The organism is Thermocrispum sp. (genome assembly GCF_002919275.1).
GTDB classification, from domain to species: domain Bacteria; phylum Actinomycetota; class Actinomycetes; order Mycobacteriales; family Pseudonocardiaceae; genus Thermocrispum; species Thermocrispum agreste.
In genome coordinates this window covers 120,519-134,700 of the sequence record NZ_PKFA01000051.1, presented here as the reverse complement: position 1 = coordinate 134,700, position 14,182 = coordinate 120,519, and the positions used below count along the sequence as shown (strand labels likewise).

General features: G+C 69.6%; 15 protein-coding genes and 2 tRNA genes. 12 read left to right on the top strand and 5 right to left on the bottom strand.

What is annotated here, in order from left to right:
* Positions 1 to 213: 213 nt before the first annotated feature.
* Complete coding sequence (locus CXP56_RS12370; protein WP_038044336.1) at positions 214 to 747, bottom strand: DinB family protein; 534 nt, start codon at positions 745 to 747, stop codon at positions 214 to 216.
* 126 nt (positions 748 to 873) lie between these two features.
* Here CXP56_RS12370 and CXP56_RS12365 point away from each other — a divergent pair, with 126 nt between their 5' ends.
* Positions 874 to 2,307: an aldehyde dehydrogenase family protein gene (locus CXP56_RS12365; RefSeq protein ID WP_028846329.1), complete on the top strand. Its 1,434-nt coding sequence runs from the start codon at positions 874 to 876 to the stop codon at positions 2,305 to 2,307.
* Here CXP56_RS12365 and CXP56_RS12360 read toward each other — a convergent pair.
* Entirely contained in the window at positions 2,288 to 2,959 is a 672-nt protein-coding gene (locus CXP56_RS12360; protein WP_028846330.1) for an MBL fold metallo-hydrolase, read from the bottom strand. The two genes, CXP56_RS12365 and CXP56_RS12360, sit on opposite strands and share 20 nt — an antisense overlap.
* A gap of 109 nt (positions 2,960 to 3,068) precedes the next feature.
* Here CXP56_RS12360 and CXP56_RS12355 point away from each other — a divergent pair, with 109 nt between their 5' ends.
* From CXP56_RS12355 to CXP56_RS12345, 3 genes are all read left to right on the top strand, one after another.
* Positions 3,069 to 3,563, top strand: coding sequence for a ribose-5-phosphate isomerase (locus CXP56_RS12355; protein WP_028846331.1), 495 nt, complete (start codon positions 3,069 to 3,071; stop codon positions 3,561 to 3,563).
* Positions 3,564 to 4,370 (top strand): Fpg/Nei family DNA glycosylase, encoded by an 807-nt coding sequence (locus CXP56_RS12350; RefSeq protein WP_028846332.1) that lies wholly within the window; start codon positions 3,564 to 3,566, stop codon positions 4,368 to 4,370.
* Positions 4,371 to 4,635: 265 nt separating this feature from the next.
* A complete protein-coding gene (locus CXP56_RS12345) occupies positions 4,636 to 5,532 on the top strand; it encodes an acyl-CoA desaturase (protein ID WP_051309677.1) in 897 nt (298 codons plus the stop codon).
* 112 nt (positions 5,533 to 5,644) lie between these two features.
* On the opposite strand, the gene CXP56_RS12340 is transcribed toward CXP56_RS12345, so the two are convergent.
* Positions 5,645 to 6,427 (bottom strand): hypothetical protein, encoded by a 783-nt coding sequence (locus tag CXP56_RS12340; RefSeq protein WP_028846334.1) that lies wholly within the window; start codon positions 6,425 to 6,427, stop codon positions 5,645 to 5,647.
* 179 nt (positions 6,428 to 6,606) lie between these two features.
* Here CXP56_RS12340 and CXP56_RS12335 point away from each other — a divergent pair, with 179 nt between their 5' ends.
* Both CXP56_RS12335 and CXP56_RS12330 read left to right on the top strand, forming a co-directional pair.
* Positions 6,607 to 7,008 carry a hypothetical protein gene (locus tag CXP56_RS12335; RefSeq protein WP_286901204.1) on the top strand — a complete coding sequence of 134 codons (402 nt, stop codon included), beginning with the start codon at positions 6,607 to 6,609 and terminating at the stop codon, positions 7,006 to 7,008.
* Positions 7,009 to 7,197: 189 nt separating this feature from the next.
* Positions 7,198 to 7,458: a cytidine/deoxycytidylate deaminase family protein gene (locus CXP56_RS12330; RefSeq protein WP_286901202.1), complete on the top strand. Its 261-nt coding sequence runs from the start codon at positions 7,198 to 7,200 to the stop codon at positions 7,456 to 7,458.
* Between the two features lie 277 nt (positions 7,459 to 7,735).
* Here the strand turns inward: CXP56_RS12330 and CXP56_RS12325 are convergent.
* A tRNA-Gly gene (locus tag CXP56_RS12325) sits at positions 7,736 to 7,806 on the bottom strand.
* Between the two features lie 79 nt (positions 7,807 to 7,885).
* Here CXP56_RS12325 and CXP56_RS12320 point away from each other — a divergent pair.
* The 6 genes from CXP56_RS12320 (at position 7,886) to clpX (ending at position 12,989) form a co-directional block, all read left to right on the top strand.
* A tRNA-Pro gene (locus CXP56_RS12320) sits at positions 7,886 to 7,959 on the top strand.
* Between the two features lie 123 nt (positions 7,960 to 8,082).
* Positions 8,083 to 8,295 (top strand): KTSC domain-containing protein, encoded by a 213-nt coding sequence (locus CXP56_RS12315; protein ID WP_028846337.1) that lies wholly within the window; start codon positions 8,083 to 8,085, stop codon positions 8,293 to 8,295.
* Between the two features lie 284 nt (positions 8,296 to 8,579).
* Positions 8,580 to 9,983, top strand: coding sequence for a trigger factor (gene tig / locus CXP56_RS12310; protein WP_038044337.1), 1,404 nt, complete (start codon positions 8,580 to 8,582; stop codon positions 9,981 to 9,983).
* 143 nt (positions 9,984 to 10,126) lie between these two features.
* Positions 10,127 to 10,738, top strand: a complete 612-nt coding sequence (locus CXP56_RS12305; RefSeq protein ID WP_286901200.1) for a ClpP family protease — start codon at positions 10,127 to 10,129, stop codon at positions 10,736 to 10,738.
* Between the two features lie 17 nt (positions 10,739 to 10,755).
* Positions 10,756 to 11,394 (top strand): ATP-dependent Clp protease proteolytic subunit, encoded by a 639-nt coding sequence (locus tag CXP56_RS12300; protein WP_028846339.1) that lies wholly within the window; start codon positions 10,756 to 10,758, stop codon positions 11,392 to 11,394.
* A 299-nt stretch (positions 11,395 to 11,693) separates the two neighbouring features.
* Positions 11,694 to 12,989: an ATP-dependent Clp protease ATP-binding subunit ClpX gene (clpX, locus tag CXP56_RS12295; RefSeq protein ID WP_028846340.1), complete on the top strand. Its 1,296-nt coding sequence runs from the start codon at positions 11,694 to 11,696 to the stop codon at positions 12,987 to 12,989.
* Positions 12,990 to 13,302: 313 nt separating this feature from the next.
* Here the strand turns inward: clpX and fdhD are convergent, their stop codons facing one another.
* The gene (gene fdhD, locus CXP56_RS12290) at positions 13,303 to 14,175 is read right to left on the bottom strand and encodes a formate dehydrogenase accessory sulfurtransferase FdhD (protein WP_028846341.1); all 873 of its coding nucleotides are present in this window, start codon (positions 14,173 to 14,175) and stop codon (positions 13,303 to 13,305) included.
* Positions 14,176 to 14,182: the final 7 nt, after the last annotated feature.

Genomic DNA, 14,182 nt, shown 5'->3' with positions numbered 1-14,182 from the left:
CCGGGAGCTGGCGCGGCCACCCCCAGGCCCCGGTGAGCCAGTAACGGAACGGCCGGCCCACCGTGATCAAGCTCCTTCACCGGCACCGAACGTGGCCGCGGATCCGGCCTTGCCGCTGACCGAGCTGGAACCCCTCAGGGCGTCGGGTGCGGCGACCCCGTGCTGTCGGCCGGCCGGGGAGCTGGCTCACGCGGCCCATGCCGGGCAGGCCGGTCAGCCCATCGTCTTCGCGCCGTCGATGCTTTCCCGGATGATGTCGGCGTGCCCGGCGTGCTGGGCCGTCTCGGCGATGATGTGCAGCAGGACGCGGCGCACGCTCCAGCGCGCGCCGGGCTCGAACCACGGCGCTTCCGGCAGCGGCTGCTCGGCGTCCAGATCGGCGGTGACGACCAGCGCGTCGGTCTTTGCGGCCACGGCGTCGTACTCGGCCAGCAAACCGGCCAGGGTCTCCCCGGGAAGCATGCGGAACTGGTCCTGCCACGCTTGCCACGAGCCTTCGTCGTAGCTCATCGCGCCGGGGCCTTCCTCGGTGAACCGGACCCACTGCCGCTCGCAGTGGGCGACGTGCTTGATCAGCCCGCCGAGACACAGGTCGCTGACGGTGGGGCGCATGGCCGCTTGCTCGTCGGTGAGCCCGCGGACGGTCTGCCGCAGGAAGCCGCGGTGCCTGCGCAGCGACGACAGCAGGTCCGCTCGCTCGCCGGTGACGGCGTGACCGGCGGTGTCGGCCTGCGAAGTCACGGACATGGTGCCTCCTGAAGGGTCGGACGACTGTGGCTCGCTGACGGTAGCCGCGCGCACCGACGGTTACCGGCCGGTCGAGTTGTGCCAAGGTAGGAGGGGTCCGTGCCATCCACTTGCGGAGGAGTTGACATGGCCGCGCCCGCACTGACCCGTGTCGGACACTTCATCGACGGAGCCGAGCACCCGGAGTCAGCGGAGTCGATCGACGTGCTCAACCCGGCGACCGAGGAGATCATCGGTTCGGTGCCCGCGGGAACCGTGGAGGACGCCGATGCCGCCGTCGCCGCCGCGGTGGCGGCCTTCCCCTCCTGGGCCGCACGCACCCCACAGGACCGTGCGGCGGTGGTGCGCGCGATCTCCGCCGGGCTCGCCGAGCGCAGGGACGAGATTGCCGCGCTGATCTCCGCCGAGGTCGGCGCCCCCATCACGTTCGCCACCAAGGTGCAGGCGACCCTGCCCGCGACGACCGCCAAAGGGGTCGCCGACCTGGTCGACAGCGGCGGTTTCGCGTTCACCGAGGAGATCGGCAATTCGCTGGTGGTGCGCGAGCCCGCCGGGGTGGTCGCGGCGATCACCCCGTGGAACTACCCGCTGCACCAGATCATGGCCAAGCTCGCGCCGGCGCTGGTCGCCGGCTGCACGGTGGTGCTCAAACCCAGTGAAGTGGCGCCGCTGAACACCGGAATCCTGGTGGAGGTGCTGCGGCAGGCCGGTGTGCCGGACGGGGTGGTCAACATCGTGCACGGCACCGGCCCGGTGGTGGGTGCCCGGTTGGCCGAGCACCCGGACGTGGACATGATCTCGTTCACCGGATCGACCCGCGCGGGCAAGGCGGTCGCCGCAGCGGCCGCGCAGACGGTCAAGCGGGTCGCGCTGGAGCTGGGTGGGAAGTCCGCCAACGTCATCCTGGACGACGCCGACCTGACCAAGGCGGTCAAGCTCGGCGTGGCCAACACCTTCCTCAACGGCGGGCAGAGCTGCAACGCCTGGACCCGGATGCTGGTGCCGGAGTCGCTGCACGACCAGGCGGTGGAGATCGCCGTCGCCGCGGCGGCCAAGTACCAGCCGGGCGACCCGTCGGACCCGGCGACCCGGCTGGGGCCGATGGTCAGTGAGGTGCAGCGCGACCGGGTGGTCGGCTACATCCGGGCGGGAGCGGAAGCAGGCGCCACGCTGGCGTGCGGTGGCCCGGAGAAGCCGGACGGCATGGAGCGCGGCTTCTTCGTCCGCCCGACGGTCTTCGCCAACGTGCGGGAGGACATGGTGATCGCACAGGAGGAGATCTTCGGCCCGGTGCTGTCCGTGCTGCCGTACACCGACGTCGACGACGCCGTGCGGATCGCCAACAACTCGATGTACGGGCTGGGCGGCGCGGTCTTCGCGGGCAGCGACGAGCGCGCGATCGAGGTCGCCAAGCGGATCCGCACCGGTCAGGTGGACGTCAACGGCGGCTCGTTCAACCCGATGGCGCCGTTCGGCGGCTACAAGCAGTCGGGCATCGGCCGGGAGTTCGGCAAGTTCGGGCTGGAGGAGTACCTCGAAGTCAAGTCGATCCAGCGCTGAGCAGGTCGCGCTGCCGTTCGACGAAGGCGCGGTCCACCGGGTCGCCGTGGCCCGGCACGAACGTCGCCGCGTCCAGGCGCAGCAGCTCGTCGAGCGCGTGCGGCCACAGCTGCGGGAAGGAGTCCGGCCCGATCGACGGGTCGGCTCCCTGCTCGACCAGGTCCCCGGTGAAGAGCACGCGCGCGTCCGGAACGTGCACCGCGAGGTCGTGATCGGTGTGCGCGCGGCCGGGATGGACAAGGCGTACCGTCTGGCCGCCGAGGTCGAGCTCCGCCGCTTCCCGTACCCGGTGCGTCGGCTGGACCAGCCGGACCGGGGGAGCGCCGGGGTAGTACTCGGCCCGTTCGACGAAGACCCGCTCGTCGACCCGGCACCGCTCATGGGCCCAGACCTCCGCCCCCGGGAAGGCGGCTGTGCCCAAGCAGTGGTCGAAATGCGCGTGCGTGACGACCACGGTCAGCGGCAACGCGGTGAGACCGGCGACGGCTGACGCGAACTCCGCGCCGTGCTCCTCGTCGCGGCCGGTGTCCACGACGAGCGCCCGGTCCCGGCCGACCACCAGCCCGAGGGTCTGGTCCAACTCGGCATACCGGCGGGCGTAGACACCGTCGGCGAGCACCAGCCACCGTCCCGGCGCGGATTCGTTCGACATCGCTTCACCTATACCGCGCGTGCGCCGCGGCCGCACCGAGGGTGGGGCACGACGCACCGCGTCAGGCCCGGAAACGGTGTGCACCGATCCGGCTGGCAGACTCCACGTCGTGCGTGTTTACCTTGCCGCCGACCATGCGGGTTTCGAGCTGAAGAACCATCTGGTGCAGCATCTGAGCGGGCTCGGGCACGACGTGGTGGACGTCGGGCCCTACGAGTACGACCCGGCCGACGACTATCCGCCGTTCTGCGTCGAGGCCGCCCGGCGGGTCGCCGCCGACGAGGGCAGCCTGGGCATCGTCATCGGCGGCTCCGGCAACGGCGAGCAGATCGCCGCCAACAAGGTCAAGGGTATCCGCGCCGGGCTGGCGTGGAGCGTGGAGACCGCCCGCCTGACGCGGGAGCACAACCACGCCCAGGTCGTCGGCATCGGGGCACGGATGCACAGCGTCGAGGAGGCCACGGAGATCGTGGAGGCCTTCCTCGCGGCCGAGCCGGACACCGACGAACGCCACGTTCGCCGGGTCGGGCAGCTGACGGACTACGAGCGCACCGGCACCCCGCCGGCGTTGCCGCAGACGGGCGGGCACGGGCAGACCAGCTGAATGCCCGAAGGACACACGCTGCACCGGTTGGCCCGGCTGCACCAGGCACGTTACGCCGGCCACCCGGTCGCGGTGACCAGCCCGCAAGGGCGTTTCGCGGCGGAGGCCGCGCTGCTCGACGGCAAGGTGTTCACCGCGGCGGAGGCATACGGCAAGCACCTGTTCCACCACTACGGCGGCCAGGGTGTCGTGCACATCCACCTCGGCCTCTACGGCACGTTCACCGAGTTCGAGCGGCCCGAACCAGCCCCGGCCGGTCAGGTGCGGATGCGCCTGGTCGGTCCGACGCACGCCACCGACCTGCGCGGCCCGAATCGCTGTGAGCTGCTCACCGAGGCCGAGGTCACGGCGATCACGGCCAGGCTGGGGCCGGATCCGCTGCGGCCGGACGCCGACCCCGGGCCCGCGCTGGACCGCATCGCGTCGTCGGCGTCGCCGATCGCCGCGTTGTTGCTGGATCAGCGGATCATGGCCGGTGTCGGCAATGTGTATCGCGCGGAGGTGCTGTTCCGGCACGGGATCGACCCGATGCTGCCCGGCCGGTCGATCGGCCGGGAGCGGGCCGGGCAGCTGTGGGACGACCTGGTCGCGTTGATGGCCGACGGCGTCGCGCGCGGCCGCATCGACACGGTCCGTCCCGAGCACACCCCGCAGGCCATGGGCAGGCAGCCGCGGCAGGATCGGCACGGGGGCGAGGTTTACGTGTACCGGCGCGCGGGTAGTCCCTGCCTGATATGTGGCACAACGGTGGCGATGCGAACGCTGCAGGGTCGAAAGCTCTACTGGTGCCCGACGTGCCAGAGCTGAGCCCCTGCGACGACCAGTTCGGTAAGACCCCTCCTGTCAACGCGGTCGGACGTGTACCGTCTGGGCGCAAGGGGTGGCACGACTGCTCCGCAAGTTCGCGTGCACCGGCCGGTGCGCACCTGACAGGAGAGGTACAACCACGGTGAGCGTCGACGCTTCCCCTTCGACAAAGCATGACCAGGGTCCCCGGCACGAGGCCGGGCCGGAGACCCGATCGGAGCCGGAGCGCCCGGCCCGACGCGGCCCCAGATCCGGGCCGAAACCCATCGAGAGCGGTGCGCGCCCGCTGGCTGCGCACATCACGGTCTACTTGTTCGCCATCATTCCCGCGATCGCGCTGATCGCGTCCATCCCGCTGCTGTGGGGCTGGGGCGTCACCATGCTCGACCTCGGGCTGCTGGCGTTCTTCTACACCCTGTCGGTGCTGGGCATCACCGCCGGGTTCCACCGGTACTTCACCCACGGATCGTTCAAGGCCAAACGTCCGATGCGCATCGCGCTCGCGGTCCTGGGCAGCATGGCGGTGCAGGGGCCGATCCTGCACTGGGTCGCCGACCACCGCAGGCACCATGCGTTCTCCGACCGTGAGGGAGACCCCCACTCGCCGTGGGCGTTCGGTACCTCCCCGGGCGCGATCCTGCGCGGCTTCTGGCACGCGCACATGGGCTGGCTGTTCAACCGGACGCTGACCAACCAGGAGCGGTTCGCGCCCGACCTGCTGGCCGACAAGGACATGCGGCGGGTGGACAAGCTGTTCGTGCCGCTCACCGTCGCCACGTTGCTTGCTCCCGCGGTGATCGGCGGACTGGTCACCTGGTCCTGGTGGGGCGCGTTGACCGCGTTCTTCTGGGGCAGCCTGGTGCGTGTGGCGGTGGTGCACCACGTGACCTGGTCGATCAACTCGATCTGCCACATCATCGGCGACCGGCCGTACAAGGCCAGGGACAAGTCGGCGAACTTCTGGCCGCTGGCGATCCTGTCGATGGGGGAGTCGTGGCACAACCTGCACCACGCCGACCCCACGTCGGCCCGGCACGGCGTCGGCCGCTGGCAGATCGACATCACCGCGCGCCTGATCTGGCTGTTCGAGAAGTTCGGCTGGGTCTACGACGTGCGGTGGCCGCGACCGGAACGGCTGGCGAAGCTGTCCAAGGCACACTGAGCGACGTCGACGCGCGGCATGTGCTGCTGCGCACGACCGGCGGGGTGACGGCCACTACGGCCGGCCCCGCCGGTTTCGTTCTAGGTGGGTGCGATGCCGTGCCCCGGCGGGCCTAGAAGCCGCCGAAGTCGAAACCACCACCGAAGTCGCCGCCCCCGAAGTCGCCGCCGCCGAAGTCACCGCCGAAGTCGCCGCCGGAGTCGCCCATGTCGCCGGCATCGCCCGCGTCACCGCCAGCCATCTCGGCGTCGTTCATGGCGCCCGCTTCCCATGCCGATGCGCTGGCGATCCCGGCCATGCCGGAGAACAGCGCGCTGAACAGCATCATCGAGCCGAAGCCCCACGCCCCCGCGACCAGGGCGGGCTTCCACCACGGCTCGGAGTACCATCCGCGCGGCACCGGGCGCCCGGCCACCCGGCCGCCCGGGTAGTAGTACGGGGTGCGGTCGCCGGGCTCCGGCGACGCCTCGTAGTGCTTGCCCTCGACGTCCACGCTGCGGAACTCGGAGACCGCGCCGGCGCGCTCGCGCTCCCGGTCCTGCGGCAGCTCGGGGCCGGGGTCCAGGCCCATGGCGGTCCTGGCCGCGCGCACGTAGTACAAGCCCTCCAGCGCGGTGTCGATGACCAGCCGGGCTTGGTGGGCGGTCTGCGCTTGCTCGAGTTGCGAGCCGGCGGCGGTGTACCGCTCGGCCGCGTCGGCGAGCGCTTGTTTCGAGGCCGCGTTCGTGCCGGTCAGGTTGAGCACCTGGCCGCCGAGCCGCTCCACCCAGCGGCGGGCTTCCGCCTTGGCGTCCTCGAGTTCGTCGCGGCGCTGAGTGGCTCGCTGCTGGGACAGGTAGATCCCGCCCATGACGACCACGATCAGCACGATGATCAGCAGACCTGCCTCGCCCATCGCTCCCACTTCCAGCCGTTGCCACGTTGCCCGGTCAACGAAACCGCTGCGCGTATCGTTCCCTGCCCGTGCCCGTGCGGTGGCCACCGGGTGGTGCGACCCGGCGGTAACAATCGCGGCGTGCAGCCCGATAGCCGGGCATGCGGGCAAGTAGTACTCCGACGCCGACACCGTGGCGGGTGCGCTGGCTCGCATTGAGCTACGCCGTCTTCGTGCTCGGCGCCGCCAGCTACGTGTTCGTGTGGTATATCGTGACACGGCCGGACGGCTGGTACTGGGCCGAGCCGCTGTGCCTGGTGGCCCGGCCGCTGGCCGGTGTCGTGCCGCTGATCGAACCCACGCCCGGCCCTATGGGTGCCCTGTTGTGCGTCCTGGCGGGCGCGGTGCAGGCTGCGCTGCTGTTCGGCGTCTGCGCCTGGATCGACCGGGCGCTGGCGCGCCGCCGGCCGTCGGTATCGCTGTCGGGCAGTTCGGCCGAGGTACCCGATCTTCGCCGGTTGGGCTTCGGCCGTGCTGACCAAGCAGGAACAACGCCTGGTCGAGGTGGCGACGACAACGTTGCGCGAGGCACATCGATCTGAGGACCACTCGGTGGCCGCGGCCGTGCTCGACTCGCGCAGGCGACATCTTCACCGGGATCGACGTCCACCACTTCATCGGCGGCCCGTGCGCCGAGCCGGTGGCCATCGGCCAGGTCGTGGCCTCGCCGCACGCCCGGCTTCCGTTGGTGTGCATCGCAGCGGTGCACGACCGCGTGGTCGTCTCCCCGTGTGGCCGGTGCCGTGGGCGCCATCGCGACTGGCCCGGAGCAGTTCACGATCGTCTCCCCGTGCGGCCCGTGCCGTCAGATGCTGTTCGACCTGGATCCGGACATCCGCGCGGTGGTGCGCACCAAGATCGGCCCCCCGGAAGCCGTCCCGGTGCGCGACTTCCTGTCGTACGTGTCCGACTGGCGGGCCGTCGAGCCGGATGTGTCGCAGCGGCAGTACGTGTGGGAAGACCGTCTGGAGGACATCCGCGCCGACCGCTAGACGGCACGATCCGCCTCGACGATTCCGAGGCGCCAGGGCGGTGTCAGCTGGGTCTTCGACCACGACGCGGACGGCATCGTCACGACGTTGCTCGTGGAGGTCATCAAAGTGGTCGAGGGGCGGTCGGCGAGCCCACCGAGGAAGACGCCCGGCGGGACGGCTTCGCCACGTCCGCCGGCCTGCACCACGCCTTGCAGACGCACTACCCGGGGATCGAGGAGGCCACCAAAATCGATATCGTCCGCTTCCGGCTGATCGACGGCGGCCGATCGCGTTGAGCGGGCGACGGGAATCGAACCCGCACCACCAGCTTGGAAGGCTGGGGCTCTACCATTGAGCTACGCCCGCAGTCCCGGTCCGGTGACCGGGCGCGTCGCCAGTTTAACGGGTACCGATATGCTGGCCGAGCACGGCCCAGGCGGCCCGGCGGGGTGTGGCGCAGCTTGGTAGCGCATCCGCTTTGGGAGCGGAGGGTCGCAGGTTCAAATCCTGTCACCCCGACGTTTCGTGCCGTCGCACGAGCGCGGCCCGGATCCACGTGGTGGCTCCGGGCTCGCTGCTGTTCGCGGGCGATGTGGCGGCGAATCGGTCCCGTCGATCCCGCCGATGTGGCACGTTCGACGTATGGAGCGCGTGCCCGTGAAGTCGACGGTGTTGCGATCGGTCGGCTACGCCCAGGACGAGGCCGTGCTGGAGGTCGAGTTCACCAACCGCGAGGTGTATCGCTACTTCGTCGTGCCGCGTCGCGTGTACGTCGCGCTGCTGGCTTCGTCCAACCCCGGCCGCTGTTTCAACCAGACCGTCAGGGACCGGTATCCCGTGCGGCAGGTCCGCTGACGGCTCGCCGGCGGGCCATCGCCGCGCATGCAGCACGGTGACCGTCCGGGGTGCCGGCGAACGCCGGATCGGAATCCGTGGTGGCGTGATCCGCGTGCCGGCACACGGCGGAGTACGCACGGCCGCGGGTTTGCCCCGATCCGGTGACTGGCCGCTCGGAAGTGTGCCCTGGCCTGCACGAAAACAGAGGTCTTGCGACGGCGCGCGAACGCAGCATCTAGACTCGGGCAATCGCCCGCGAACAACACGGGGTCCACATCTGTCAAGCCCTCAAGGAGCACACGTTGAAGAGCACCGTCGAGCAGCTGAGCCCGACGCGCGTAAAGATCAATGTCGAGGTGCCGTTCGACGAGCTGAAGCCGAACTTCGACCGCGCCTACCGCAAGATCGCGCAGCAGGTCCGCATCCCCGGCTTCCGTCCCGGCAAAGTTCCCGCTCCCGTGCTGGAGAGCCGCATCGGACGCGGCCCAGTGCTCGAAGAGGTGGTCAACGAGGCGATCCCCGCCAAGTACATCGAGGCGGTGCAGGCCGAGCAGGTACGGGCGCTCGGGCAGCCTGATTTCGAGGTCACCAAGCTGGAGGACCGCGAGGTCCTGGAGTTCACCGCCGAGGTGGACGTGCGCCCGGAGATCGAGATCCCGGACCTGTCGGACGTGACCATCGCCGTCGACGACATCGAGCTGACCGACGACGAGGTCGAGGAGCAGTTGAACGAGCTGCGCGCGCGGTTCGGCACCCTGGTCGGCGTCGACCGTCCCGCCCAGCAGGGCGACTTCGTGTCGATCGACCTGTCCGCCGAGGTGGACGGCGAGCCGGTGGAGGACGCCGCCACCGAGGGCCTGTCGTACGAGATCGGCTCGGGCCAGCTGGTCGAGGGCATCGACGAGGCACTGATCGGCCTGTCCAAGGACGAGAGCGCGACGTTCACCACCAAGCTGCTGGCGGGCAAGTACGCCGGGCAGGAGGCGCAGGTCACGGTCACTGCGCGGTCGATCAAGCAGCGCGAGCTGCCGGAGGCCGACGACGAGTTCGCCCAGATGGCCTCCGAGTTCGACACCATCGACGAACTCAGGGACGACCTGCGCGAGCGGCTGCGCCGGGTGAAGCGCATGCAGCAGGGCGTGCAGGCGCGGGACAAGGTGCTCGAGGCGCTGCTGGAGGCCGCCGACGTGCCGGTGCCCGAGGGCGTGGTGCAGGCCGAGGTGGCCAACCGCAAGCACGAGGCGATGCACCAGCTGGCCGACACGCACGACGACGAGGAGCTGCTCAACCGGGCGCTGGAGGCTTCGGGTCAGGACCCGAAGCAGTGGCACGAGGAGCTGCGCAGCGAGGCGGAGAAGACGGTGCGCACCCAGCTGCTGCTGGACAGCATCGCCGACGCGGAGAACGTGACGGTCGACGACAACGAGCTGACCGAGCGCATCGTGTACCAGGCGCAGCGCTTCGGCATCTCGCCCGACGAGTACGTGCAGCGGGCGCAGCAGTCCGGTCAGCTGGGCGCGATCTACGCCGACATCCGCCGGGGCAAGGCGCTGGCGGGCGTGGTGCGCAAGGTCAAGGTGACCGACGCCAGCGGCAACGAGGTGGACTTGTCCGACCTGTTCGGCGGCGAGGAGCAGCAGGCCGGTGACGACGGGGGCAAGGACGCCGGCGAGGCCAAGGCGGGCGAGCAGGCCACCGACGCGTGACGCTGTGAGCGAACGGCGGCCGGATCCGGCATGTCCGGCCGCCGGCGTTCGTTAGTGTCGATGACGACAGCGGTGGCATCCCACCGACGGCAATCCTTCAAGACCGACGACGGTCCGCTGGACCTGATGTGAGGCAGGCAGACGTGACGCAGCAACCACCTAGCATGCGGACGGCCACGCAAGGCCTTTCCCTGACCGATTCGGTGTACGAGCGGCTGCTCCAAGAGCGCATCGTGGTGCTCGGCTCCGAGGTCAACGACGAGGTCGCCAACCGGATCACTGCCCAGTTGCTGCTGTTGGCCGCCGAGGACCCGGAGAAGGACATCCGCTTCTACATCAACTCCCCGGGTGGCTCGGTGACGGCCGGGTTCGCGATCTACGACACCATGCAGCTCATCGAGCCGGATGTGGCGACGTACGCGATGGGGCTGGCGGCGTCGATGGGACAGTTCCTGCTCTCGTCGGGCACGCCGGGCAAGCGGTACGCCCTGCCGCACGCGCGGATCCTGATGCACCAGCCGTCGGCCGGGGTCACCGGTACCGCGTCCGACATCGCCATCCAGGCCCAGGTCTTCAGCAGGTGGAAGCGAGAACTGGCGGAGATCACCGCGCAGCAGACCGGCCAGACCGTCGAGCAGATCATCGCCGACGGTGACCGGGACCGCTGGTTCACCGCGGAGGAGGCGAAGGAGTACGGCTTCGTCGACGCGGTGCTCACGCCCGAAATGCTGGCCAACCACCGCTCGGCCCGCTGACCCGGAGAGGAAACACGATGTACCCGTACCCCCACCACCAGCTGCACCTACCCCAGTCGCGGTACGTCCTGCCGAGTTACGTCGAGCGCACCAGCTACGGCATCAAGGAGTCCAACCCGTACAACAAGCTGTACGAGGAGCGGGTGATCTTCCTCGGCGTGCAGGTGGACGACGCCTCGGCCAACGACGTGATGGCCCAGCTGCTGCACCTGGAGCACGAGGACCCGGACCGCGACATCGTGCTGTACATCAACTCGCCGGGCGGCTCGTTCACGTCGCTGATGGCGATCTACGACACGATGCAGTTCGTCCGGCCGGACATCCAGACCTACTGCCTCGGCCAGGCCGCGTCCGCCGCTGCGGTGCTGCTGGCCGCGGGCACCGAGGGCAAGCGGTTCGCGCTGCCCAACTCGCGAGTGCTGATCCACCAGCCGTCGACGCAGGGCACCTACGGTCAGGTGTCGGACCTGGAGATCCAGGCCAACGAGATCCAGCGGGTGCGGTCGCTGCTCGAGCACACCCTGGCCAAGCACACCCACAAGTCCCCGGAGGAGATCCGCGCCGACATCGAGCGCGACAAGATCCTCACCGCGGAGCAGGCGCTCGAGTACGGAATCGTCGACGAAGTCCTGCAATACCGGAAAGGTTCCGCGTAAGCTGGATTGTCAGCTCTTGCTGCGGGCACCGCGCACGGTTCGCCGAGCCGACCGGGTTCATGTGTCGACGAAATCGTGATCTGGCCGTTCTTGGCGAGGCGTGTCGATGGCGGGCACGCTCGAGGTGAAGCAGCTAGGGTGCCACTACGGCGGTCTACGGCACGCCGGCAAATGGCTCCCGCGGGAGCTGGTGACGGGGTAGCGTCGACAGTGACAACTGGCTGCGTTGCCCGCGACGGCCACAAGGACGGACCAGGTGCATCGGTTGGTCGCACCGGAGGGGACAGAGGTCTAAGGTCATGGCGCGAATCGGCGACGGTGGCGACCTGCTGAAGTGCTCGTTCTGCGGAAAGAGCCAGAAGCAGGTCAAGAAGCTCATCGCCGGTCCCGGCGTGTACATCTGCGACGAGTGCATCGACCTCTGCAACGAGATCATCGAGGAAGAGCTCGCCGAGACGCGCGACGTCAAGTTCGACGAGCTGCCCAAGCCGCAGGAGATCCACGACTTCCTCGAGCAGTACGTGATCGGGCAAGAGGAAGCCAAGCGCTCGCTGTCGGTGGCGGTGTACAACCACTACAAGCGGATTCAGAACGAGGCGCGGGGCGGCAAGGACTCGAAGGACGACGACGTCGAGATCGCCAAGTCGAACATCCTCATGCTGGGGCCGACCGGCTGTGGCAAGACGTACCTGGCGCAGACGCTGGCGAAGTTCCTCAACGTTCCGTTCGCGATCGCCGACGCCACGGCGCTGACCGAGGCCGGCTACGTGGGCGAGGACGTGGAGAACATCCTGCTGAAGCTGATCCAGGCCGCGGACTACGACGTCAAGCGGGCCGAGACCGGCATCATCTACATCGACGAGGTCGACAAGATCGCCCGCAAGAGCGAGAACCCGTCGATCACGCGGGACGTCTCCGGTGAGGGCGTGCAGCAGGCGCTGCTGAAGATCCTGGAGGGCACCACGGCGTCCGTCCCGCCGCAGGGGGGGCGCAAGCATCCGCACCAGGAGTTCATCCAGATCGACACGACGAACGTGCTGTTCATCGTGGCCGGCGCGTTCGCCGGGCTGGAGAAGATCATCAACGAGCGGATCGGCAAGCGCGGCCTCGGCTTCGGCGCGGAGGTGCGCTCCAAGGCGGAGCTGGAGTCGGAGAACATCTTCGCCGAGACGATGCCGGAGGATCTGATCAAGTTCGGCCTCATCCCGGAGTTCATCGGCCGGCTCCCGGTGGTGGCCAGCGTGACGGCGTTGGACAAGGAATCGCTGGTGCGCATCCTCACCGAGCCACGCAACGCGCTGGTCAAGCAGTACAAGAAGCTGTTCGAGCTGGACGGCGTGGAGCTGGAGTTCACCCAGGGCGCGCTGGAGGCGATCGCCGACCAGTCGCTGCTGCGGGGCACCGGGGCGCGCGGGCTGCGGGCCATCATGGAGGAGGTCCTGCAGCAGGTGATGTACGACATCCCGTCCCGGCCGGACGTGGCCAAGGTCGTGATCACCGAGCAGACCGTGCGGGAGAACGTCAACCCGACGATCGTGTCCCGGCACCCGGCGCGGCGGCGCGCCCAGCAGGAGCGCGGCGAGAAGACCGCCTGACAGCACCAGGACTCCCCGCGGCCCACCGTCATCCGGCGGTGGGCCGTTTTCGTGTCCGGTGTCGCGGCGCGCCGGTTGGACGATCTCTCGCCGGGAGGGTCACGCGGTCCGAGGGGACAAGCGTGTCGCGGTGCACAGAGCCGACCAGCGGCAGCTCGGTGATCCTACGCTGCGGCGCCCGGGACGCGCGTTGATTGCGGGCCGATCGCGCAGCCGCAATGCGAGCGCAGACCCCGTGTCAGGGGCGCCTGCGTCTTCTGATGGTGTCTACCGCGCAGAGGACGAGCCGGAGGAGGCGTACCGGGAGCTGCCGCTAGCGGGCTGGGCCGCGCGATGCCGATCGGTGAGCCGGCTGTGCGAGCGTTCCGGTGAGCCTATGGTGCCCGGTGTAGACGTTCATGCTCTTGCCGCGCAGGAATCCGATGAGCGTCATGCCTTGCTCCGCCGCCAGCTCCACGGCGAGCGAGGACGGCGCCGAGACGGCGGCGAGGACCGGGATGCCAGCCATGGCCGCCTTCTGCACCAGCTCGAACGACGCGCGGCCGGAGACCAGCAGCCCGGCGCCGGCCAGCGGCACCCGGCCCTGCAGCACCGCCCATCCGATCGCCTTGTCGACGGCGTTGTGCCTGCCGACGTCCTCCCGCACCACGTGCAGCTTCCCATAGTGGTCGAACAACGCGGCGGCGTGCAGCCCGCCGGTCGCCGCGAACACCCGCTGGCGTTGCCGCAAGGCATCGGGCAGCCCGGCCAGGACGGCGGGGTCGACCGGAACGGGATCGGACGCCGGGTCGAATCGCGTTTTGGTGCGCACGGCGTCCAGCGCAGCCTTGCCGCAGATCCCGCACGACGATGTCGTGTAGAAGTTGCGCTCGACGCCGACGGTGGGGGAGGGCACTCCGGGGCTGAGCGTCAGGTCCAGCACGTTGTAGGTGTTGCGTCCTGATTCGTCGACGCTGTCGCAGTAGCGGGCAGCCGCCACGTCCTCACGGGAGGCGATGACGCCCTCGCCGAGCAGGAATCCGTGGGCCAGCTCGATGTCGTCCCCCGGCGTCCGCATGGTCACCGCCAGCGGTTTCCCGTCGACCCGCAGCTCCAGCGGCTCCTCCGCCGCCAGCACGTCCTCGCGTCGGCGCGCGTCGTCGTCGTTGATGGCGAGGACCTTGGTGCGCGTGGTGATCCTGCCCATCGGTGCC

Excerpts from the sequence above, each read along its gene's own strand:
- CXP56_RS12370 (WP_038044336.1), bottom strand. The coding sequence starts at position 747 with ATGTCCGTGACTTCGCAGGCCGACACCGCCGGTCACGCCGTCACCGGC.
- CXP56_RS12365 (WP_028846329.1), top strand. The coding sequence starts at position 874 with ATGGCCGCGCCCGCACTGACCCGTGTCGGACACTTCATCGACGGAGCC.
- CXP56_RS12360 (WP_028846330.1), bottom strand. The coding sequence starts at position 2,959 with ATGTCGAACGAATCCGCGCCGGGACGGTGGCTGGTGCTCGCCGACGGT.
- CXP56_RS12350 (WP_028846332.1), top strand. The coding sequence starts at position 3,564 with ATGCCCGAAGGACACACGCTGCACCGGTTGGCCCGGCTGCACCAGGCA.
- CXP56_RS12340 (WP_028846334.1), bottom strand. The coding sequence starts at position 6,427 with ATGGGCGAGGCAGGTCTGCTGATCATCGTGCTGATCGTGGTCGTCATG.
- CXP56_RS12315 (WP_028846337.1), top strand. The coding sequence starts at position 8,083 with ATGGAGCGCGTGCCCGTGAAGTCGACGGTGTTGCGATCGGTCGGCTAC.
- CXP56_RS12300 (WP_028846339.1), top strand. The coding sequence starts at position 10,756 with ATGTACCCGTACCCCCACCACCAGCTGCACCTACCCCAGTCGCGGTAC.
- clpX (WP_028846340.1), top strand. The coding sequence starts at position 11,694 with ATGGCGCGAATCGGCGACGGTGGCGACCTGCTGAAGTGCTCGTTCTGC.
- fdhD (WP_028846341.1), bottom strand. The coding sequence starts at position 14,175 with ATGGGCAGGATCACCACGCGCACCAAGGTCCTCGCCATCAACGACGAC.